Origin of the sequence: Catenulispora sp. GAS73 (assembly GCF_041262085.1) — a bacterium.
In the GTDB taxonomy this organism is placed as follows: Bacteria; Actinomycetota; Actinomycetes; order Streptomycetales; family Catenulisporaceae; genus Catenulispora.
Genome location: NZ_JBGCCM010000008.1, coordinates 346,247 through 366,513, shown reverse-complemented (window position 1 = coordinate 366,513; position 20,267 = coordinate 346,247). Strand labels below are relative to the sequence as shown.

Annotated in this window: 18 protein-coding genes and 1 pseudogene; 3 read left to right on the top strand and 16 right to left on the bottom strand. The window is 69.6% G+C overall.

Translation table 11 applies throughout. The features are described 5' to 3' along the window. Together ABH935_RS15160 and rarD are read left to right on the top strand one after the other, a co-directional pair. A pseudogene (locus ABH935_RS15160) lies at positions 1-290 on the top strand (hypothetical protein); the annotation flags it as partial. A gap of 31 nt (positions 291-321) precedes the next feature. Continuing rightward, a complete protein-coding gene (rarD, locus tag ABH935_RS15155) occupies positions 322-1,350 on the top strand; it encodes an EamA family transporter RarD (protein WP_370378497.1) in 1,029 nt (342 codons plus the stop codon). Here the strand turns inward: rarD and ABH935_RS15150 are convergent. Next, on the bottom strand, positions 1,275-1,745 hold the full coding sequence (locus ABH935_RS15150) for a MarR family winged helix-turn-helix transcriptional regulator (RefSeq protein ID WP_370378496.1): 471 nt from the start codon (positions 1,743-1,745) through the stop codon (positions 1,275-1,277). The genes rarD and ABH935_RS15150 overlap by 76 nt on opposite strands. A gap of 57 nt (positions 1,746-1,802) precedes the next feature. Here ABH935_RS15150 and ABH935_RS15145 point away from each other — a divergent pair, with 57 nt between their 5' ends. Then, positions 1,803-2,615, top strand: coding sequence for an alpha/beta fold hydrolase (locus tag ABH935_RS15145; RefSeq protein ID WP_370378495.1), 813 nt, complete (start codon positions 1,803-1,805; stop codon positions 2,613-2,615). An 88-nt stretch (positions 2,616-2,703) separates the two neighbouring features. Here ABH935_RS15145 and ABH935_RS15140 read toward each other — a convergent pair whose 3' ends face one another. The 15 genes from ABH935_RS15140 to ABH935_RS15070 all read right to left on the bottom strand — a co-directional run bounded on the left by ABH935_RS15140 (position 2,704) and on the right by ABH935_RS15070 (position 20,042). Further along, positions 2,704-3,687, bottom strand: coding sequence for a polyprenyl synthetase family protein (locus tag ABH935_RS15140; RefSeq protein ID WP_370378514.1), 984 nt, complete (start codon positions 3,685-3,687; stop codon positions 2,704-2,706). A 293-nt stretch (positions 3,688-3,980) separates the two neighbouring features. Continuing rightward, positions 3,981-5,636 carry an NADH-quinone oxidoreductase subunit NuoN gene (gene nuoN, locus ABH935_RS15135; RefSeq protein WP_370378513.1) on the bottom strand — a complete coding sequence of 552 codons (1,656 nt, stop codon included), beginning with the start codon at positions 5,634-5,636 and terminating at the stop codon, positions 3,981-3,983. 14 nt (positions 5,637-5,650) lie between these two features. Further along, on the bottom strand, positions 5,651-7,228 hold the full coding sequence (locus tag ABH935_RS15130; protein ID WP_370378494.1) for an NADH-quinone oxidoreductase subunit M: 1,578 nt from the start codon (positions 7,226-7,228) through the stop codon (positions 5,651-5,653). A 14-nt stretch (positions 7,229-7,242) separates the two neighbouring features. After that, positions 7,243-9,159: an NADH-quinone oxidoreductase subunit L gene (gene nuoL, locus ABH935_RS15125; RefSeq protein WP_370378493.1), complete on the bottom strand. Its 1,917-nt coding sequence runs from the start codon at positions 9,157-9,159 to the stop codon at positions 7,243-7,245. 210 nt (positions 9,160-9,369) lie between these two features. Then, complete coding sequence (nuoK, locus tag ABH935_RS15120) at positions 9,370-9,669, bottom strand: NADH-quinone oxidoreductase subunit NuoK (protein ID WP_194917194.1); 300 nt, start codon at positions 9,667-9,669, stop codon at positions 9,370-9,372. Further along, entirely contained in the window at positions 9,666-10,529 is an 864-nt protein-coding gene (locus ABH935_RS15115; RefSeq protein ID WP_370346867.1) for an NADH-quinone oxidoreductase subunit J, read from the bottom strand. Before ABH935_RS15115 ends, nuoK begins: the two co-directional genes overlap by 4 nt. Next, a complete protein-coding gene (nuoI, locus tag ABH935_RS15110) occupies positions 10,529-11,140 on the bottom strand; it encodes an NADH-quinone oxidoreductase subunit NuoI (protein WP_370378492.1) in 612 nt (203 codons plus the stop codon). Before nuoI ends, ABH935_RS15115 begins: the two co-directional genes overlap by 1 nt. Next, the gene (nuoH, locus tag ABH935_RS15105; RefSeq protein ID WP_370378512.1) at positions 11,133-12,536 is read right to left on the bottom strand and encodes an NADH-quinone oxidoreductase subunit NuoH; all 1,404 of its coding nucleotides are present in this window, start codon (positions 12,534-12,536) and stop codon (positions 11,133-11,135) included. The genes nuoI and nuoH overlap by 8 nt, the downstream gene beginning before the upstream one ends. A 5-nt stretch (positions 12,537-12,541) precedes the next feature. Continuing rightward, complete coding sequence (locus tag ABH935_RS15100; protein WP_370378491.1) at positions 12,542-15,061, bottom strand: NADH-quinone oxidoreductase subunit G; 2,520 nt, start codon at positions 15,059-15,061, stop codon at positions 12,542-12,544. Further along, on the bottom strand, positions 15,058-16,383 hold the full coding sequence (gene nuoF, locus ABH935_RS15095; RefSeq protein WP_370378490.1) for an NADH-quinone oxidoreductase subunit NuoF: 1,326 nt from the start codon (positions 16,381-16,383) through the stop codon (positions 15,058-15,060). The genes ABH935_RS15100 and nuoF overlap by 4 nt, the downstream gene beginning before the upstream one ends. Beyond that, positions 16,383-17,039, bottom strand: a complete 657-nt coding sequence (gene nuoE, locus ABH935_RS15090) for an NADH-quinone oxidoreductase subunit NuoE (protein ID WP_370378511.1) — start codon at positions 17,037-17,039, stop codon at positions 16,383-16,385. Before nuoE ends, nuoF begins: the two co-directional genes overlap by 1 nt. 17 nt (positions 17,040-17,056) lie before the next feature. Further along, a complete protein-coding gene (locus tag ABH935_RS15085) occupies positions 17,057-18,424 on the bottom strand; it encodes an NADH-quinone oxidoreductase subunit D (protein ID WP_370378489.1) in 1,368 nt (455 codons plus the stop codon). After that, the gene (locus ABH935_RS15080) at positions 18,421-19,128 is read right to left on the bottom strand and encodes an NADH-quinone oxidoreductase subunit C (RefSeq protein WP_370378488.1); all 708 of its coding nucleotides are present in this window, start codon (positions 19,126-19,128) and stop codon (positions 18,421-18,423) included. Before ABH935_RS15080 ends, ABH935_RS15085 begins: the two co-directional genes overlap by 4 nt. Then, positions 19,125-19,679 carry an NADH-quinone oxidoreductase subunit B family protein gene (locus ABH935_RS15075; RefSeq protein WP_015796239.1) on the bottom strand — a complete coding sequence of 185 codons (555 nt, stop codon included), beginning with the start codon at positions 19,677-19,679 and terminating at the stop codon, positions 19,125-19,127. Before ABH935_RS15075 ends, ABH935_RS15080 begins: the two co-directional genes overlap by 4 nt. Positions 19,680-19,682: 3 nt before the next feature. Next, complete coding sequence (locus tag ABH935_RS15070) at positions 19,683-20,042, bottom strand: NADH-quinone oxidoreductase subunit A (protein WP_015796240.1); 360 nt, start codon at positions 20,040-20,042, stop codon at positions 19,683-19,685. Positions 20,043-20,267: the final 225 nt, after the last annotated feature.

The following is a 20,267-nucleotide window of genomic DNA, read 5'->3' as shown; positions in this document are numbered from 1 at the left end:
GCGGCACGGCGGTGCTCGGCGGCACGGCGGTGCTCGGCGGCACGGCGGTGCTCGGCGGCACGGCGGTGCTCGGCGGCACGGCGGTGCTCGGCGGCACGGCGGTGCTCGGCGGCGGCTGGGCCGGCCGCCGAGCGGGGCGGGTGTGCGGGTGCGGGTGCGTTGGCGTTGGCGTTGGCGGTTGGCGTTGGCGTTGGCGTTCGCGGCGGTGCTTGGCGTCGGCGGCGCGCAGCAAGTTGTCGGCGGGCAGCCGGCGCGCGGCCGTAATAGCCCAAACCCTGGTCCACCTGTGACAGAAGCAGCTGGCCGCCCTATCCTTCCCCCATGGGAGAGAGCGGGAGCGCCGCTGAGCGGCGGCTCGGGGTGGGGTTCGGGGTCGCGGCTTATGGGGCTTGGGGGTTGTTTCCGCTCTACTGGCCGTTGTTGGAGCCGGCGGGGGCCGGGGAGATTCTGGCGCACCGGATGGTGTGGTCGTTGCTCGCCGTGGTGGTGCTGCTTGGTGTGCGGCGGGTGCCGGGGGGCGGTGCTCGGTGGGGGTGGGTGCGGGAGTTCGTGCGGACGCCGCGGAAGGTGGCGATTCTTGCCGGGGCCGCCGCTGCCATTTCCGTCAACTGGTTCGTCTACATCTGGTCCGTGAACCATGGGCACACTGTCGACACCGCGTTCGGGTACTTCATCAATCCGCTGGTGACCGTGCTGTTCGGGGTGTTCCTGCTGCGGGAGCGGTTGCGGCGGTTGCAGTGGGCCGCGGTGGGGGTCGGCGGGGTCGCGGTGCTGGTGCTGGCCGTCGGGTACGGCAAGGCGCCGTGGATCGCGCTGGTGCTGGCCGGGAGCTTCGGGACGTATGGGCTGCTGAAGAAGGTCGCGGCGGTGCCGGCTGCGGAGGCCATGGCGGTGGAGTCCACGCTGCAGTTCGTGCCCGCGGTCGGGTACCTGGTGTGGCTCGGGACGCGGGGGACGCTCGACTTCGGGCACCACGGGGCCGGGAACACCGCGCTGCTGATGCTCGCCGGGCCGGTGACGGTGGTGCCGCTGATCTGCTTCGGGGCGGCGGCGAACCGGCTCCCGCTGTCGGTGGTCGGGCTGCTGCAGTTCCTGGCACCGATCCTGCAGTTCCTGTGCGGCGTACTGGTGCAGCACGAGTCCGTGCCGCCCGCGCGCCTGGCCGGGTTCCTGATCGTCTGGGTCGCGCTGGTGCTGCTGACGGTCGACGCGCTGCGCACGGCCCGCCGACGGCCGGCTCAGGCTGCCGAATCCGGCCAGAACGTCGAGTCCGCTCAGTCCACATCCACATCCGACAGCGCGTCCAGCATCCGTGACAGCACCTTGACGCAGGCGTCCACGTCGGCCTGAGTCAGATCACCGCCGCCGATCTGTCCGAGCAGCACGTGCTCCCGCGCGATCACCGCCTCGATCGCGCCGCGGCCGGCGTCGGTGAGCCGGATCAGCGACGACCGCCGGTGCGCCGGGTTCGGGATCGCCTCGACGAACCCGCGCTCGGCCGCGTCGTTCACCATCCGCTGCACGAACTGCCGGCTCAGCGCCTGCGCCCGACCCATCTGCGGCACCGTCATCGGCCCGCCGAGCCGCAGCATGTCCAGCACCGCGCGCACCCCGGCGCCGACGCCCTCGACCGCCTCGCCGAGCTCCACCTTGCGCAGCACGCGCCGATACAGCGGCCCGACCAGCAGGTACACCTCAGCCAACCGCGCGGCGAGTTCCTCGGGCGGGAGCGGTTCGTCGGTCATGGCCCCAGTATGACACCTAGGTTGCCAACTTCCATCGAGAATGGCACCTTAGGTGTCATGAACGAGCTTCCACACGTTCCCCTTCCCGACGGCGGCCGACTGGCCTACCGCGACGAGGGCAGCGGCCCCCTCGTCGTCCTCCTCCACGGCGGCTTCCTCGACCACCGCCAGTGGACCCCGCAGCTGGCGACGCTCCCCGCGCGCTACCGCGTCGTCGCCCCGGACGCCCGCGGCCACGGCGACAGCACCAACGCCGAGGCCCCCTTCCGCCACACCGACGACGTCGCGGCCCTGATCCGCCACCTGGACGCCGGACCGGCCGTCCTGGTCGGCGTCTCGATGGGCGCCGCGACCGCGACCGACACCGCCCTGGAGCACCCCGATCTGGTCCGCGCCCTGGTGGTCAGCGGCGCCGGCACCAGCGAGCCGGAGTTCGTCGACGACTGGACGCAGAAGACCCTGGACGCGGTCTGGCCGGCACTGTTCGCCGGCGACGTCCCCGGCGCCCTTGAGGTCTGGAACAAGTTCACCGTCGGACCGCACCGCGTCCTGTCCGACCTCGACCCGGCGGTCCCGGCTCTGGTCGGCGAGATGACCGTGAAGACCTGGATGAAGCACACCGCAGACGAGCGCGACTGGTCCACGCACGCCGCCGACACCTGGGCCCGCGCGGCCAAGCTGACCGTCCCGGTGCTGGCGGTGATCGGCGGCTCCGACTCCGACGATCACCGGAACAACGCCGAACGCCTCGCCGACAGCGTCCCCGGCGGCCGCAAGGTCACGATCGACGACGCCGCGCACTACCCGAACATGGAGCACCCGGCCGAGTTCGACGCGATCCTCACCGAGTTCGTCGACGCCCTGGCCTGAAGGACGGCCCGGGGCCGGGTACACCAAGCCGCGAACAAAGCGCGCCGACGACAGATGTCGTCGGCGCGCATCGCGTATACGGAAATGCTCAGGTAGTCCGCGAGATCACCACATCGCACAGCGCCCGCATCGCTTCCTTCGCCGGCACCTCCGGCAGCGGCTCCAGCACCGCCTTCGCCTTCTGCGCGTACCCGCGCACCACGTCTCGCGCCTGCCCCATGCTCGGGTGCGCCCGCAGCAGCCCCAGTGCCTCGGAGAAGGCCGCGTCGTCGGACGACAGGTCCGTCCGCAGCAGCTCCTGCAGCCGCGCGGTCTCCGGGTCCGCGGAGCCGTCCATCGCCAGCGCGATCAGCATCGGCAGGGTGTGCACGCCCTCGCGCAGGTCCGTGCCCGGCGTCTTGCCGGACTGCTCGGACTCCGAGGCGATGTCCAGCAGGTCGTCGGAGAGCTGGAAGGCGACGCCGAACAGCTCGCCGAACTCCGCCAGTATCTGCTCCTGCTCGGCGGTGCAGCCGGCGAAGATCGCGCCGAACCGGCCGGAGGTGGCGATCAGCGAGCCGGTCTTGCCCGCCAGCACCTCCAGGTGGTGGTCCACCGGGTTCTGGCCGTTCTTGGGGCCCACCGACTCCGAGATCTGGCCGCTGACCAAGCGCTCGAAGGTCTCGGCCTGGATCCGCACCGCGTCCGGACCCAGCTCCGACAGCAGCGTGGAGGCGCGGGCGAACAGGAAGTCGCCCGACAGGATGGCCAGCGAGTTGTCCCAGCGCTGGTTCGCCGAGGCCACGCCGCGGCGCAGCGCCGCCTCGTCCATGACGTCGTCGTGGTAGAGGGTGGCCAGGTGGGTCAGCTCCACCACCACGGCGGCCTCCACGATGCCCGGGGCGGCCGGGTCGCCGAACTGCGCGGCCAGCAGCACCAGCAGCGGCCGCGTGCGCTTGCCGCCGGCCTGGGCCAGGTGCGAGGTGATCTCGCTGATGTAGGCGTGATCGCTGCGGGTGTAGTTCAGCAGCACCTCCTCCACGCGGAGCAGGCCGTCCTTCAGGGCCACGGTCAGGCCCTCGTCCTGCTGCATGGCGATGCCGAAAGGACCCCAGCCCTGCGTCGTCTGAAGAAGCGGCGGGGTCAGCGTGCCGGGAGTACTCACTGCGGCGGCCTTCCAGGTCGGGGCGGTGGGGGCGGTGGGTCGGGGTCGCGCTCGTTCGTCACAGGTGCTTCACATGTTCGTCCTAGGTTATCTGGCAGCACTTTCGAGGGAGAGGCGCCCCGGCCGGTCAACGTACCTGCGGCCCCTCATACTCGGCGAATACCACAAAAGATGCCCCGGATCACCGAAGTGATCCGGGGCATCGCCGTGCGTGCCGGGCACTATTGCACGAAATACGCCGCCTTGTCCGCAAGGTCCAGAGCCATCTGCGGGACGACGCCGAGCGCGATCGTCAGCGCCACCGAGACGGTGAGCGCGATCGTGGTCATCGGCGAGGGCACGACCACGACCGGCCCCGCCCCCTCCTCGCGCAGCGGCTCGCTGAAGTACATCAGGACGATGACACGGACGTAGAAGAACGCCGCCGCGGCCGAGGCGATCACACCGACGATCACCAGCGGCCAGGCGCCGCCGTCGATCGCCGCCGTGAACAGCGCGAACTTCCCGGTGAAGCCGGAGGTCAGCGGAATGCCCGCGAACGCCAGCAGGAACACCGTGAAACAGGCCGCCAACAAGGGCGAACGCCGCCCGAGGCCGGCCCAGGCCGACAGGTCCGTGGCCTCGCCGCCGATGGTGATCGAGTCGTCGTCGCCGCCGTCACCGGCCTCGGACCCGCCGCGCACCGACTCGCGCACCAGCGTCACCACGGCGAACGCGCCGATCGTGGCGAAGCCGTACGCCGCCAGGTAGAACAGCGTCGCGCTCACGCCCTTGGTGGTCGTGGACACGATGCCGAGCAGGATGTACCCGGCGTTGAGGATCGCCGAGTACGCGAGCATCCGCTTGATGTCCCGCTGGGTGATCGCCAGGATCGCGCCGGCCAGCATGGTCAGGATCGCCACGCCCCACAGCACCGGCCGCCAGTCCCAGCGCAGGCCCGGCAGCGCCACGTAGGCGATGCGCAGCAGGGCGCCGAACGCGGCGACCTTGGTGGCCGCGGCCATGAACCCGGTGATCGGGGTCGGCGCGCCCTGGTACACGTCCGGGGTCCAGGAGTGGAACGGCACGGCGCCGATCTTGAACAGCAGCCCGACCGCCAGCAGCGCGATCCCGACCAGGACCAGCACGTCCGAGTGCGGGGCCGAGGTGATCGAGGCGGCGATGTCCGACAGGCGCACCGAGCCGGAGTAGCCGTAGAGCATCGCGATGCCGTACAGGAAGAACGCCGAGGAGAACGCCCCGAGCAGGAAGTACTTCATCGCCGCTTCCTGCGACAGCAGGCGGCGCCGGCGCGCCAGCCCGCACAGCAGGTACAGCGGCAGCGACAGCACCTCCAGCGCCACGAAGGAGGTCAGCAGGTCGTTCGCGGCCGGGAACAGCAGCATGCCGCCGATCGAGAACAGCATCAGCGGGTAGACCTCGGTGGTCCGCAGCCCGGCGGTGTCCGCCGCGCGCTCGCCGCCGGAGCCCGGCGTGGTCGCGCCCTGCGCGGTGAACGCGTCGAGGTCGACCATCGCCGTGCCGCGCTCGGCCACCAGCAGCAGCGCCAGCACCGCCAGCGCCAGGATGGTGCCCTGCAGGAACAGCGTGACGCCGTCCACCGACACCGCGTCGGCGGCGGTGGTCTCGGCCATGCCGTGATTGGCGATCACGAAGCCCAGGGCCACCAGGACCCCGGCCAGCGACACCGCGACCTGGGCCCAGTAGCGCCGCGAGCGCGGCAGGAAGGCCTCGATGAGGATGCCGATCGTGGCGGCGCCGAACACCACCAGCATCGGCATCAGCGCCCGGTACTCCACCTGCGGCGCCGTGAAGGTGCTCACCGTCGCGGAGCCGGCGCCCGGGGCCGCCGGGCTGCCCGGCGCCGCGGCGAGCAGACTCGTCAGAACGCTCACTTCTGGTCCACCTTCTCCGAAGTCTGCGTCGCGTTCAGAGCCGGAGCCGGGTCCTGCTTGTGAACGTGTTGCAGAGTGGTGTTGACGGAGGGGTTCACGACGTCCAGCACCGGCTTGGGGTAGAAGCCCAGGCCGATGATCAGCGCGATCAGCGGCGCCACGGCGATCACCTCACGCGTGCGCAGGTCCTTCATGCCCTCCAGCCCGGCCTTCAGCGGGCCGGTCATGGTCCGCTGGTAGAGCCAGAGCACGTACAGCGCGGCCAGGATGATCGCGGTGGTGGCCACGATCGCCACCGCCTTGTAGCGCTCGAAGGTGCCGACCAGGACCAGGAACTCCGAGACGAAGGAGGACAGGCCCGGCAGCGCCAGCGAGGACAGCCCGGCGATCAGGAACACGCCGGCCAGCTTCGGCGCGACCTTGTTCACGCCTCCGTAGTCGTCGATCAGCTGCGAGCCGCGCCGGGAGATGAGGAAGCCGGCGACGATGAACAGCGCTCCGGTCGACAGGCCGTGGTTCACCATGTAGAGCGAGGCACCGCTCTGGCCCCGGGAGGTCATCGCGAACACCCCGAGGGTGATCAGTCCGAAGTGCGAGATCGAGGTGTAGGCGATCAGGCGCTTGATGTCGGTCTGGCCGATGGCCAGCAGCGCACCGTAGATGGTGCCGACGATCGCCATCCCGATCACCAGCGGCGTGAAGAACTTCGAGGCGCCGGGGAACAGCTCCAGGCAGTACCGGAGCATCCCGAAGGTGCCGACCTTGTCCAGCACGCCGACCAGCAGCACCGCCGAGCCCGGCGTGGCCTCGGCGGCGGCGTCGGGCAGCCAGGTGTGGAACGGGAACAGCGGGGCCTTCACGGCGAAGGCCACGAAGAACCCGAGGAACAGCGCCTTGGCCAGACCCGAGCTGATGCCCAGCTGGCCGGAGCTCACCGCGTTCGCCAGCGTCTGGAAGTCGAAGGTCCCGGTGCCCAGGTGCTTGCCCGAGGCCACGTACAGGCCGATCAGCGCGGCCAGCATGAACAGGCCGCCGAACAGCGAGTACAGCAGGAACTTCACAGCGGCGTAGGAGCGCTGCGGTCCGCCGAACCCTCCGATGAGGAAGTACATCGGGATCAGCATGGCTTCGAAGAACACGTAGAACAGGAACAGATCGGTGGCCGCGAAGACCCCGATCATCATGGTCTCCAGCAGCAGGTACAGCGAGAAGTAGGCGCGCACCGAGCGGCGGCCGTCGACCTGCGCCTCGTCGGCGTCGTTCCAGGCCGCCAGCAGCACCACCGGCATCAGCACCGTGGTCATCAGGATCAGCACCAGGGCGATGCCGTCGACCCCGAGGCCGTAGTTGATGTTGAAGGCCTTGATCCAGTGGTGGCTCTCGATGAACTGGAACCGGGCGCCACCCTTCTTGAACTGCGAGGCCATCGCCGCGGCGATGCCGAAGGTGGCGACGCTGAAGGTCAGCGCGATCTTCTTGGCGGCCTCGCTCCGCTCCTTCGGCAACGTGGCCACCAGCGCGGACCCGACCAGCGGGACCACGCCCATCGTGGTCAACCAGGGAAAGCTGCTCATCTCCATCTCTCCCTTTAGAGCTTCGCGAAGAGGATCGCGGCGACCAGGGCCGCCGCGCCCCCGAACATGGACAGGGCATAGGAGCGGACGAATCCGGTCTGGAGCCGCCGCAGCCGGCCCGAGGTCCCGCCGACCAGCGCGGCCAGGCCGTTGATCGCCCCGTCCACGCCGCGGTTGTCGGTGTAGACCAGGGTGCGGGTCAGGTACTGGCCGGGGCGCATCAGCACCGCCTCGTTGAAGGCGTCGCCGTACAGGTCCTTGCGGGCCGCCACGGTGATGAAGCTGCCGCGCGGGGCGACGGCCGGGACCTTGCGGGTGCCGTACTTCATGATCGCGAACGCCACGCCCACGGCCACCGCGGCCAGCGTGATGATCGACAGCGTCGTGGAGTTCAGCCCGCCGGGCAGCTTGCCCTCCTCGCGCGGCCCGGTCACCGGCTCCAGCCAGTTCACGAACGCGGAGTTCATGGAGAACAGGAAGCCCGCGGCCACCGAACCGACGGCCAGCAGCAGCATCGGCAGGCCCATGGACAGCGGCGACTCGTGCGGGTGCGGCTCGTGACCGTCGGCGTCCTCCACCCAGCGCTTCTCGCCGAAGAAGGTCATGATCACCATGCGGGTCATGTAGAACGCGGTGATCAGCGCGCCCAGCAGGGCCGCGCCGCCGAGGATCCAGCCCGAGGTGCCGCCCTTGCTGAAGGCGGCCTCGATGATCTTGTCCTTGGAGTAGAACCCGGAGAACGGCGGGCAGCCGATGATCGCCAGGTAGCCCAGGAAGAACGTGCCGAAGGTGATCGGCATGTACTTCCGCAAGGCCCCGTAGTGGCGCATGTTCACCTCGTCGTTCATGCCGTGCATGACCGATCCGGCGCCGAGGAACAGCCCGGCCTTGAAGAAGCCGTGGGTCACCAGGTGCATGATCGCGAACGCGTAGCCGATCGGCCCCAGGCCCGCGGCCAGGATCATGTAGCCGATCTGCGACATCGTCGAGCCGGCCAGGCTCTTCTTGATGTCGTCCTTGGCGCAACCGACGATCGCACCGAACAGCAGCGTGATCGCGCCGACGATGGTCACCAGCAGGCGCGCGGTCGGCGACAGGTCGAAGATCGCGTGCGAGCGGACGATCAGGTAGACGCCGGCGGTCACCATGGTCGCGGCGTGGATCAGGGCGCTGACCGGGGTCGGGCCCTCCATCGCGTCGCCGAGCCAGGACTGCAGCGGGAACTGCGCCGACTTACCGCAGGCGGCCAGCAGCAGCATGATGCCGATCGCGGTCAGCGTGCCCTTAGAAGCGCCGCCGGCGGTGCCGAAGACCGTGCCGAAGTTGAACGAGCCGAAGGTGACGAACATCAGCATGATCGCGATCGACAGCCCGACGTCGCCGACGCGGTTCACGACGAACGCCTTCTTCGCCGCGGCCGCCGCGCTCGGCTTGGCCTGCCAGAACCCGATCAGCAGGTAGGAGGCCAGACCGACGCCCTCCCAGCCGACGTACAGCAGCAGGTAGTTGTCGGCCAGCACCAGGACCAGCATCGCGGCCAGGAAGAGGTTCAGGTAGCTGAAGAACTTCCGGCGCTCCGGGTCGTGGCTCATGTAGCCGACCGAGTAGATGTGGATCAGCGATCCGACCCCGGTGATCAGCAGGATGAAGACCACCGAGAGCTGGTCGAGCTGGAAGGCCACGTCGGCCTGGAACGGGTTCTGCCCCGTCCCGGGCACCGGGACCCAGGAGTACAGGTGCTGGTGCATGGTCCGCGCGGCGCCGTGCTTGCCGAGCATCGTGAAGAACAGCCCCGCCGCGAGGGCGAAGCTGCCCAGCGCCGTCAGGCACCCGAGCAGGTGCCCCCAGGCGTTGGTGCGCTTGCCCCCCAGGAGCAGGAGCGCCGCGCCGAAGAGCGGCAGTCCGGGGACAAGCCAGATGAGACTTTCCATTGCTTACTCGGCCCGCCTCTCAGAGGGTGGGAAGTGGCGATTTGCGGTATACGGGACCGCCGGCTGACGTCGAAAACCAGCGAAACGGCCTAGGAGCAAGCATGGCTAGACGGGTGGCCCGCGCATCCTGGTTGGCTGTAAGGGCCGCCCGGCGACGCCAGGCGCCGCTCATAGGCTGTTTCGCGCCGCGAATTGACACTTTCCGCCCTCTCAGTACTTCAGCAGGTTTGCGTCGTCGACAGAAGCCGAGCGGCGGGTGCGGAACACGGACACGATGATGGCCAGCCCGACCACGACCTCCGCGGCGGCCACCACCATCGTGAAGAAGGCGATGACCTGACCGGTGAGGTCGCCGTGCATGCGGGAGAAGGTCACCAGCGACAGGTTCACAGCGTTGAGCATCAGCTCGACGCACATGAAGACCACGATGGCGTTCCGGCGGATCAGCACGCCGAAGGCGCCGATCGTGAACAGGAGCGCCGACAGGAACAGGTAGTTGGCCGGGTTCATTCAGCGGCTCCGTTCGTCGAGGCGTTTTCGAGTTCCGGAGCGTCGCCCTGGTGCGGCACGGCCATGTTCTCCCGGGTGACCGCGGTCAGGCCGACCGCGTCGCGCACCGGGGTGCGGGCCTGCAGCGTGGCGTTCACCGAGTCCTCGGCGACCGAGCCGTCGGGCAGCAGCGCGGGGATGTCGACCGCGTTGTGCCGCGCGTAGACGCCCGGCGTCGGCAGCGGCGTCATCCGCTTGCCGGTGCGCACGCGCTCCTCGACCAGTTCCTTCTGCGACTTGCGGGCCACCAGGCGCTCCCGGTGCGTCATCACCATGGCGCCGACGGCGGCGGTGATCAGCAGCGCCGAGGTGACCTCGAAGGCCCAGAAGTACTTGCTGAAGATCAGGTCCGCGAGGTTCTTGACGTTGCCGCCGCCGGCGTTGGCCTGTCCGGCCCCGACGAAGGTCCCCAGCCGCGCGTGGCCCAGGGCCACCATGACCAGCACCGCGAACGCGACCGCGGCCAGCACCGCCAGCTTGCGCTGGCCCTTGATGGTCTCCACCAGGGAGTCGGCGCTGGAGACGCCGACCAGCATCAGCACGAACAGGAACAGCATCATGATCGCGCCGGTGTAGACGACGATCTGCACCACGCCGAGGAAGTAAGCCCCCTGCGCCAGGTAGAACATCGCCAGGCAGATCATGGTCATGGCCAGCGAGAGCGCCGAGTGCACGGCCTTCTTGGAGAAGACCGTGCCCAGCGCTCCGAGCACCGCCACGGCGCCGAGCACGTAGAACTGGAAGGCCTCGCCGTCGGAGGTCTTGCTCAGTCCGGCGGCCAAGGTGACGCCCTGCTCGGAAAGAGCGAGCGGAAGGCTCATCACGCGTCCTCCCCGTCCGGGTCGGGCTTGGCCGAGCTGCGCTGCTGCGGGACCGTGCCCGGCGCGGCCGCGGTGACCTTGCCCTCGTAGTAGTCCTGGGCGGACATGCCCGGGAAGATCGAGTGCGGCGATTCGACCATGCCCTCGGTCAGCCCGGCCAGCAGCTCGTCCTTGGTGTAGATGAGGCTGGCCCGCGAGGTGTCCGCGAGCTCGAACTCGTTGGTCATGGTCAGCGCCCGGGTCGGGCACGCCTCGATGCACAGCCCGCACAGGATGCAGCGCAGGTAGTTGATCTGGTAGACGCGGCCGTAGCGCTCACCCGGGGAGTAGCGCTCCTCCTCGGTGTTGTCCGCGCCCTCCACGTAGATGGCGTCCGCCGGGCAGGCCCACGCGCACAGCTCGCACCCGATGCACTTCTCCAGGCCGTCGGGGTGCCGGTTGAGCTGGTGCCGGCCGTGGAACCGCAGCGCGGTCTGCTTGGGCTCCTCGGGGTACTGCTCGGTCGTCCGCTTCTTGAACATCGTCGAGAAGGTGACGCCGAACCCCGCGACCCCGGCGAGCGGGTTCTTCGGCTTCTCCTTGCCGGAGTAAGGGTTCTCTTGGTCAGACATCGGAGTCTCCTCCTGCTTCGAGTTCGGCGGCCTCGACCACGGCGCCCACCAGGGCCGCCCGGGGGCGGCGCGGCGTGAACGCCGGCATCTGCTGGCCGGGCAGCGGCGGCACCGGGAACCCGCCACCCATCGGGTCGAACGGCTTGGCCGCCTCAGCGGCCTCCTCCGCCTTCTCCAGGGCGCTGGTCTGCCGGTAGCGCAACTCGCTGACGATCCAGGCGATCACCACCACCGCGGCCACCGGCCCGAGGATGTAGATCAGGTGCGAGCGGTCCAGGTCGCCCTGGTTCTTCAGGGTCCGCACCACGGCCACCGCCAGCAGCCAGACCAGCGAGGCCGGGATCAGCACCTTCCAGCCCAGCTTCATGAACTGGTCGTAGCGCAGGCGGGGCAGCGTGGCCCGCAGCCAGAAGAAGAACAGCATGAAGACCACGAGCTTGATGACGTACCACAGCACCGGCCACCAGCCGCTGTTCGCGCCGTGCCAGACCGAGACCAGCCCGAACGGGGCGTGCCAGCCGCCCAGGAACATCAGCACGGCCAGCGAGGAGACGGTGACCATGTTGACGTACTCGGCCAGGAAGAACAGCGCGAACTTGATCGAGGAGTACTCGGTGTGGAACCCGCCGACCAGTTCGCCCTCGGCCTCGGGGAGGTCGAAGGGCGCGCGGTTGGTCTCGCCGACCATCGACACCACGTAGATGACGAAGGAGGGCAGCAGCGGCAGGCAATTCCACCAGCTGTGCTGGCTGTTGACGATGCCCGAGGTGCTCATCGTGCCGGCGTAGATGAACACCGCCACGAAGGACAGCGACATCGCGATCTCGTAGGAGATCATCTGCGCGGTGGAGCGCAGACCGCCCAGCAGCGGGTAGGTCGAGCCGGAGGCCCAGCCGGCCAGCACGATGCCGTAGATCCCGATCGAGGTCGCGGCCAGCACGTACAGGATGCCGACCGGCAGGTCGGTCAGCTGCAGCGGCGTGCGGTGGCCGAAGATCGACACCTGGTTGTTCGCCGGGCCGAAGGGCACCACGGCGATCGCCAGGAACGCCGGGACCGTGGAGATCAGCGGCGCCAGGATGAAGACGATCTTGTCCGCCGCGGTGGGGATGATGTCTTCCTTGAGCATCAGCTTCACACCGTCGGCCAGCGACTGGAGCATGCCCCAGGGGCCGGTGCGGTTGGGGCCGATGCGCTGCTGCATGTAACCGACGATCTTGCGCTCGAACAGGATCGCCATCAGGACCGTGACGACCAGGAACGCGAAGACCGCGACCACCTTGACCAGGATCAGCCACCACGGGTCCCGGCCGAAGAACGAGAGGTCCTCGTAGTTCGCGGGGGTGGTGGCGTCGGCTGCCAAGGGGCCGCCGGCCAGGTGCCCGAACGCGGTCAGGGCGCTCATGCGGTGGCCTCCACTTCGGTCGCGGCGCGTGCGATCTTGACCAGCGAACCGGTGTCCGCGCGCAGCGCGCGGCGGACCTTCGAGCCCTTGGAGTTCGTGGGCAGCCACACGACGCGGCCGGCCAGGTCTTCGATCCGCAGCGGCAGGGTGATCGAGCCGTGCTCGTTGGAGACGGTGACCAGGTCGCCCTCGGCGGCCTCGATCTCCGAGGCGGTCTCCTTGCTCAGGTGGACCGCCGTGGGCTTGCGGGTGCCGGCCAGGAACGGCTCGTGCGCCTGCAGGGATCCCTCGTCCAGCAGCAGGTGCCAGGTGGCCAGCACGGCCTCGCCGACCGCCGGCTTGGGCAGTTCGGCGGCGGTTCCGGCCAGCGCCGGGGTCTTCTCCCGGTGCCACAGGCCCAGCTGCGCCAGCTCGTGCCGGGCCGCGCCGACCGTGGGCAGACCCAGGTGCACGTCCATGGCGTCCGCGATCCGGTCCAGCACCCGCAGGTCCGGCATCTCGCCGAGGCCCGCGGCCTGGACCGCGTCGGCGTCCAGCGCCGTGTCGAAGGACCGCGCGCGGCCCTCCCAGTCCACGAAGGTGCCGGACTTCTCAGCGACCGGGGCCACCGGGAACACCACGTGCGCCCGCTCCGTGACCGCGCTGTGCCGGAACTCCAGCGAGACCACGTGCGGCACCCGCTCCAGGGCGTCCAGGAACGCCTGCGGGTCGGCCGTGTCGTAGGGGTCGACGCCGGCCACCACGAGCCCGGCGATCCCGCCGTGCACCGCGGTGTCCACGATCTCGGCGGTCCCGCGCCCGAAGGCGCCCGGCAGGTTGCCGACGCCCCAGCGGGCGGCGACCTCGGTGCGGGCCTCGGGGTCGGTGGCCGGGCGGCCGCCGGGCAGCAGGTTCGGCAGCGCCCCGGCCTCCAGGGCGCCGCGCTCGCCGGCCCGGCGCGGGACCCACGCCAGCTTCGCGCCGGTCACCCCGGCCAGCTTCACCGCGGCGGTGAGCGCCCCGGGCACGGCGGCGAGCCGCTCGCCGACCAGGATCACCGCCCCGGGCCTGCGCAGGTCCTCGGCGGTCTTCAGGCCTGCGGCGTCCAGACCGGAGTCCGGGCCGCCGTCGGCCAGCGCCGCCAGGAACGCCGGCTCCGTGAGCGGCGCCGCCTTCAGCAGCGCGCCCTTGAGCTTGCTCAGCCCGCGGGTGGCGTAGGGCGCTATGGCCGAGACCGCCAGCCTCCGGGAGAGCACGTTCTTGCGCAGCCGCAGGAAGACGATCGGCGACTCCTCCTCCGGCTCGAAGCCGACGAGCAGCACGGCCGGGGCGAGGTCGAGGTCGGCGTACGTGGTCGCCAGGCCCGAGCCCGCGACGTAGGACGCCAGGAACTCGGCCTCCTCCTCGGAGTGCGGCCGCGCCCGGAAGTCGATGTCGTTGGTCTCCAACGCGATCCGGGTGAACTTCGCGTAGGCGTAGGCGTCCTCCAGCGTCAGCCGACCGCCGACCAGGGCGGCGGCCCGGCCGCGAGCGGCGTTCAGCCCCTCGGCGGCGAAGGCCAGCGCCTCAGGCCAGGAGGCGGGGCGCAGCTCGCCGGACTCGCGGTCCCGGATCAGCGGGGAGGTGATGCGCTTGGCGGCGGGGGCCTGCGCGTACTGGAACGCCCAGCGTCCCTTGTCGCAGTTCCACTCCTCGTTCACCTGCGGATCGTCGGCGGCCATGCGCCGGGTGACCTTGCCGCGCCGGTGGTCGGTGCGCAGCGAGCAGCCCGCCGCGCAGTGCTCACAGGCGGTCGGCGAGGAGACCAGGTCGAAGGGCCGCGACCGGAACCGGTAGGCCGCGCCGGTCAGCGCGCCGACCGGGCAGATCTGCACGGTGTTGCCGGAGAAGTAGGACGCGAAGTCCTGGTCCTCGGCGACCGAGATGCCGACCTGCTGCTCCGAGCCGCGCTCGATCAGGGTGATGAACGGGTCGCCGGCGATCTGGTCGGCGAACCGCGTGCAGCGCGCGCAGGACACGCACCGCTCACGGTCCAGCAGCACCTGGCTGGAGATGTTGATCGGCTTGGGGAAGGTGCGCTTGACGCCCTCGAACCGGGACTCCCCGGCGCCGGTGCTCATCGCCTGGTTCTGCAGCGGGCACTCGCCGCCCTTGTCGCAGACCGGGCAGTCCAGCGGGTGGTTGATGAGCAGCAGCTCCATCACCCCGCGCTGGGCCTTCTCGGCGACCGGCGAGCTCATCTGGGTCTTGATCACCATGCCGTCGGCGACCGTGGTCGTGCAGGCGGCCACCGGCTTGCGCTGGCCCTCCACCTCCACGATGCACTGCCGGCAGGCGCCGACCGGGGCCAGCAGCGGGTGGTCGCAGAACCGCGGCACCTGGGTGCCGATCCGCTCCGCGGAACGGATGATCAGCTCGTTCTTCGGTACCTGGAGTTCGACGCCGTCGATGGTGATGGTCACGAGATCGACGGGAGGTGGCGTAGGCACCGCCACCTCCTTGCCGCTGTCTGCGGAGTTCTGAGTGGTCACGGTCATGCGCTGGTCCTCGCGAATGACAGCGGGCCGTCGGCCCACGCGGTGGACAGGGACGGGTCGAAGGGGCACCCGCCGCGTTCGAAGTGCTCCAGGTACTCGTCCCGGAAGTACTTGAGCGAGGACTGGATCGGCGCGGCGGCACCGTCGCCGAGGGCGCAGAAGGCCTTGCCCACGATGTTGTCGCACAGGTCCAGGAGCTTGCCGAGGTCTTCCTCGGTGCCCTCGCCCTTCTCCATGCGCTTGAGGATCTGCACCAGCCAGTAGGTGCCCTCGCGGCAGGGCGTGCACTTGCCGCAGGACTCGTGCGCGTAGAACTCGGTCCAGCGCAGCGCGGCGCGGACCACGCACGTGGTCTCGTCGAAGATCTGCAGCGCCTTGGTGCCGAGCATGGAGCCGGCCGCGCCGACGCCCTCGTAGTCCAGCGGGACGTCGAGGTGCTCCTCGGTGAACATCGGGGTCGAGGAGCCGCCGGGGGTCCAGAACTTCAGACGGTGGCCGGGGCGGACGCCGCCGGCGTAGTCCAGCAGCTCGCGCAGCGTGATGCCGAGCGGGGCCTCGTACTGGCCGGGGTGCTTCACGTGGCCGGACAGCGAGTACAGCGTGAAGCCCGGGGACTTCTCACTGCCCATGCCCCGGAACCACTCCACGCCGTTGCGGACGATCGCGGGAACCGAACCGATGGACTCGACGTTGTTGACACAGGTGGGGCTGGCGTAGAGCCCTGCGACGGCCGGGAAGGGAGGACGCAGACGAGGCTGTCCGCGCTTGCCTTCCAGGGAGTCCAGCAGCGCCGTCTCCTCGCCGCAGATGTACGCGCCGGCGCCGCCGTGCACGGTGAGTTCGAGGTCGAAGTCGGTGCCCAGGACGCCCTTGCCGAGGAACCCGGCCTCGTACGCCTCGCGGACCGCGGCCTGCAGCCGCCGCAGCACGTGCAGCACCTCGCCGCGCACGTAGATGAACGCGTGGCTGGCGCGGATCGCGTAGCACGCGATGATCACGCCTTCCACCAGCTCGTGCGGGTTGGCCATCATGAACGGGATGTCCTTGCACGTGCCCGGCTCGGACTCGTCCGCGTTCACCACCAGGTAGTGCGGCTTGCCGTCGTTCTGCGGGATGAAGCCCCACTTCATGCCGGTGGGGAAGCCCGCGCCGCCGCGGCCGCGCAGTCCGGAGTCCTTGACGAGCTGGATCACCTCGTCGGGGTGCATCCGCAGCGCCTGCTTGACCGCGGTGTAGCCGTCGCGCCGCTGGTAGCCGGCGAGCGTCCAGGGCTCGGAGTCCAGCCAGCCCCGGGACAGGACGGGGGTGAGTTCGGGTGCCATTACTCGGACGCCTCCGGGGTGAGCGCCGGACCGGTGGGGGTCCGGCCCTGCGAGACGAGCAGACCGGCCAGCGTGGCGTGGCCGGCGGCGCCGCCCCCGGCCACGGCGCCCGCGCGCGGGTCCTCGAACCCGGCCAGGATCCGCTCGGCCTGCTTGAAGGTGCACAGGGCGGGGCCGCGGGTGGAGTGCACTTCCTTGCCCGCGCGCAGCTCGTCGACGACCCGGACCGCCTTGTCGGGGTTCATGTCGTCCAGGAACTCCCAGTTGACCATCATCACCGGGGCGAAGTCGCACGCCGCGTTGCACTCGATGTGCTCCAGCGTGAGCTTGCCGTCCTCGGTGGTCTCGTCGTTGCCGACGCCCAGGTGCTCCTTGAGCGTGGCGAAGATGGCGTCGCCGCCCATCACCGCGCACAGCGTGTTGGTGCACACCCCGACGTGGTAGTCGCCGACCGGGCGCCGCTTGTACATCGTGTAGAACGTCGACACCGCCGAGACCTCGGCGGTGGACAGGCCCAGCTTGTCGGCGCAGTACTCGATGCCCGCCGGCGAGACGTAGCCCTCCTCGCTCTGCACCAGGTGCAGCAGCGGCAGCAGGGCCGAGCCGGACTGCGGGTAGCGCGCGACGATCTTGTCGGCGTCGCCGTCCAGCTTCATCAGGTGTTCGTAGTTGCTCAACGGTCCACACCACCCATAACCGGGTCCAGGGAGGCGATGGCGACGATGACGTCGGCCAGCTGGCCGCCCTCGCACATCGCCGCGGTCGCCTGGAGGTTCGTGAAGGACGGGTCGCGGAAGTGCACCCGGTAGGGCCGCGTGCCGCCGTCGGAGACGACGTGCACGCCCAGTTCGCCCTTGGCCGACTCCACCGCCGCGTAGACCTGGCCGGCCGGGACGTGGAAGCCCTCGGTGACCAGCTTGAAGTGGTGGATCAGGGCCTCCATGGAGTCGCCCATGATGTGCCGGATGTGGTCCAGGCTGTTGCCCATGCCGTCGCTGCCCAGGGCGAGCTGCGCGGGCCAGGCGATCTTCTTGTCCTCGACCATGACCGGCTGGCCCTGGGTGCGCTGGATGCGGTCCAGGCACTGCTCGACGATCTTCAGCGACTCGTACATCTCGGTCAGGCGGACCCGGTAGCGGCCGTAGGCGTCGCAGGTGTCCCAGGTGGCGACATCGAAGTCGTACGTCTCGTAGCCGCAGTAGGGCTCGGACTTGCGGAGGTCGTGCGGGTGGCCGGTGCTCCGCAGCACCGGGCCGGTGATGCCCAGCGCCATACAGCCGGCCAGGTCCAGGTGGCCCACGCCCTCGGTGCGGCCCTTGAAGATCGGGTTCTCGTTGCACAGCTTCGCGTAGTCCGGGAAGCGCTTGCGCATCAGCTTGATGTAGCTGCCGATCTTGTCCACCGCGCCGGGCGGCAGGTCCTGCGCGACGCCGCCGGGGCGGATGAACGCGTGGTTCATGCGCAGGCCGGTGATGAACTCGAAGAGGTCCAGCGTCTCCTCGCGCTCGCGGAAGCCCGCGGTCATCATGGTCAGCGCGCCCATCTCCATGCCGCCGGTGGCCAGGCAGACCAGGTGGCTGGAGATCCGGTTCAGCTCCATCAGCAGGACCCTGATGACGCTGGCCCGCTCGGGGATCTGGTCCTCGATGTCCAGGGCCTTCTCCACCGCCAGGCAGTACGCCGTCTCGTTGAACAGCGGCGTGAGGTAGTCCATGCGGGTCACGAAGGTCGTGCCCTGCACCCAGCTGCGGTACTCGGTGTTCTTCTCGATGCCGGTGTGCAGGTAGCCGATGCCGCAGCGGGCCTCGGTGACGGTCTCGCCGTCGATCTCCAGGATCACCCGGAGCACGCCGTGCGTCGAGGGGTGCTGAGGCCCCATGTTGACCACGATGCGCTCTTCGGGAGCCTCCTGCAGGCCCGACAGGATCTCGTCCCAGTCGCCGCCGGAGACATTGAAGACGCGGCCTTCGAGGCCTTCGCTGTCCTCGCCCGCCGACTCGTTCGCGCCGTCGAATTCGACGGTGCCGTCGATGACTGTCATGAGTACGCCCTCCGCTGGTCCGGAGCCGGGATCTGCGCGCCCTTGAACTCGACGGGGATGCCGCCGAGCGGGTAGTCCTTGCGCTGGGGGTGGCCCAGCCAGTCGTCCGGCATCAGGATCCTGGTCAGGCCGGGGTGGCCGTCGTAGATGATGCCGAACATGTCGTAGGCCTCGCGCTCGTGCCAGTCGACCGTCGGGTAGACCTCGTAGAGCGAGGGGATGTGCGGGTCGACGTCCGGAGCGGTGGTCTCCAGGCGGATCCGGCGGTTGTGCGTGATGCTCAGCAGCGGGACGACGCTGTGCAGTTCGCGGCCGGACTCCTCCGGGAAGTGGACACCGGTGACGCCCAGGCACATCTCGAAGCGCAGCGCGGGGTCGTCGCGCAGCGTCTTGGCGACGCGGACGAGGTGCTCGCGCGGGACGTGGATGGTCAACTGGCCGCGGTACACGACGTAGGCGCTGATCGCCTCCAGCGGCAGGCCCTGCTCCTCCAGCGCGCCTTCGAGCTCGTCGGCGATGACGTCGAAGTAGCCGCCATAGGGGCGCTCACTGGCGCCGGGGAGCTCGATCCGGCGGACCAGGCCGCCGTAGCCGGAGGTGTCGCCGCCGTTGCGGACCCCGAACATGCCTTTGCGGGTGGCGATCAGCTCGCCACCCGGCTTGTCAGCACCCTGTTCCGGGACCGCGGGTACGTTTTCGGTCACCGAAGGAGCCCTTCCATCAGGATCGTCGGCTTGGCGTTCATCGCGGCCTTCTCGGCCTCTTCCGCGGCCTTCTTGCGGTTCACGCCCAGCGGCATGCTCTGGATCTGCTCGTGGAGCTTCAAGATCGCGTCCAGCAGCATCTCTGGCCGCGGCGGGCAGCCCGGCAGGTAGATGTCGACCGGCACGATGTGGTCCACGCCCTGCACGATCGCGTAGTTGTTGAACATGCCGCCCGACGAGGCGCACACGCCCATCGCGATGACCCACTTGGGGTTCGCCATCTGGTCGTAGACCTGGCGCAGGACCGGGGCCATCTTCTGGCTCACCCGGCCCGCCACGATCATCAGGTCCGCCTGCCGCGGCGTCGCGGAGAACCGCTCCATGCCGAAGCGCGCCAGGTCGTACCGGCCGGCGCCGGTGGCCATCATCTCGATGGCGCAGCAGGCCAGACCGAAGGTCGCCGGCCACACCGACGACTTACGCATGTAGCCCGCCAGACCCTCCACCGTCGTGAGGAGGAATCCTGCGGGCAGTTTCTCTTCCAGGCCCATCTGTCAGTCCCATTCCAATCCGCCGCGGCGCCAGACGTAGGCGTACGCGACGAAGACGGTGAGGATGAAGAACACCATCTCGACGAGCCCGAACCAGCCCAGCGAGTCGAACCGCACCGCCCACGGGTACAGGAACACGATTTCGATGTCGAAGATGATGAAGAGCATGGCGGTCAGGTAGTACTTCACCGGGAAGCGGCCGCCGCCGACCGGCTGCGGAGTGGGCTCGATGCCGCACTCGTAGGCCTCCAGCTTGGCGCGGTTGTACCGCTTCGGTCCGGTCAGCATCCCCGACACCACCGAGAACACGGCGAACCCGGCGGCCAACCCGCCGAGCACCAGAATCGGCGCGTAACTGTTCATGGGTGACGTCCTGTCAGGCAGGTTTGTGTCAATTTCTGGACGAGTGGGCCCTGCTCACGCTACTTGTGGCTGATTTCACAAGCTCCCGCGACGTTCAGTGCCGTGTTGTGAACCCAGTGTGTGGTGAGGCGGTTTCACAGCACGACCGTGAGCGCCACGAAACGGTCGGTGCCTTCTTTCGCCGCTGATCCTACGCCTGCGCCGTGTGGGCTGCGCCACAGGGGT

Excerpts from the sequence above, each read along its gene's own strand:
- nuoI (WP_370378492.1), bottom strand. The coding sequence starts at position 11,140 with ATGTCTGACCAAGAGAACCCTTACTCCGGCAAGGAGAAGCCGAAGAAC.
- nuoE (WP_370378511.1), bottom strand. The coding sequence starts at position 17,039 with ATGAAGCTGGACGGCGACGCCGACAAGATCGTCGCGCGCTACCCGCAG.
- ABH935_RS15130 (WP_370378494.1), bottom strand. The coding sequence starts at position 7,228 with ATGAGCAGCTTTCCCTGGTTGACCACGATGGGCGTGGTCCCGCTGGTC.
- ABH935_RS15075 (WP_015796239.1), bottom strand. The coding sequence starts at position 19,679 with ATGGGCCTGGAAGAGAAACTGCCCGCAGGATTCCTCCTCACGACGGTG.
- ABH935_RS15150 (WP_370378496.1), bottom strand. The coding sequence starts at position 1,745 with ATGACCGACGAACCGCTCCCGCCCGAGGAACTCGCCGCGCGGTTGGCT.
- ABH935_RS15085 (WP_370378489.1), bottom strand. The coding sequence starts at position 18,424 with ATGACAGTCATCGACGGCACCGTCGAATTCGACGGCGCGAACGAGTCG.
- nuoK (WP_194917194.1), bottom strand. The coding sequence starts at position 9,669 with ATGAACCCGGCCAACTACCTGTTCCTGTCGGCGCTCCTGTTCACGATC.
- ABH935_RS15115 (WP_370346867.1), bottom strand. The coding sequence starts at position 10,529 with ATGAGCCTTCCGCTCGCTCTTTCCGAGCAGGGCGTCACCTTGGCCGCC.
- rarD (WP_370378497.1), top strand. The coding sequence starts at position 322 with ATGGGAGAGAGCGGGAGCGCCGCTGAGCGGCGGCTCGGGGTGGGGTTC.
- nuoL (WP_370378493.1), bottom strand. The coding sequence starts at position 9,159 with ATGGAAAGTCTCATCTGGCTTGTCCCCGGACTGCCGCTCTTCGGCGCG.
- nuoF (WP_370378490.1), bottom strand. The coding sequence starts at position 16,383 with ATGGCACCCGAACTCACCCCCGTCCTGTCCCGGGGCTGGCTGGACTCC.
- ABH935_RS15140 (WP_370378514.1), bottom strand. The coding sequence starts at position 3,687 with ATGCAGCAGGACGAGGGCCTGACCGTGGCCCTGAAGGACGGCCTGCTC.
- ABH935_RS15070 (WP_015796240.1), bottom strand. The coding sequence starts at position 20,042 with ATGAACAGTTACGCGCCGATTCTGGTGCTCGGCGGGTTGGCCGCCGGG.
- ABH935_RS15100 (WP_370378491.1), bottom strand. The coding sequence starts at position 15,061 with ATGACCGTGACCACTCAGAACTCCGCAGACAGCGGCAAGGAGGTGGCG.
- ABH935_RS15145 (WP_370378495.1), top strand. The coding sequence starts at position 1,803 with ATGAACGAGCTTCCACACGTTCCCCTTCCCGACGGCGGCCGACTGGCC.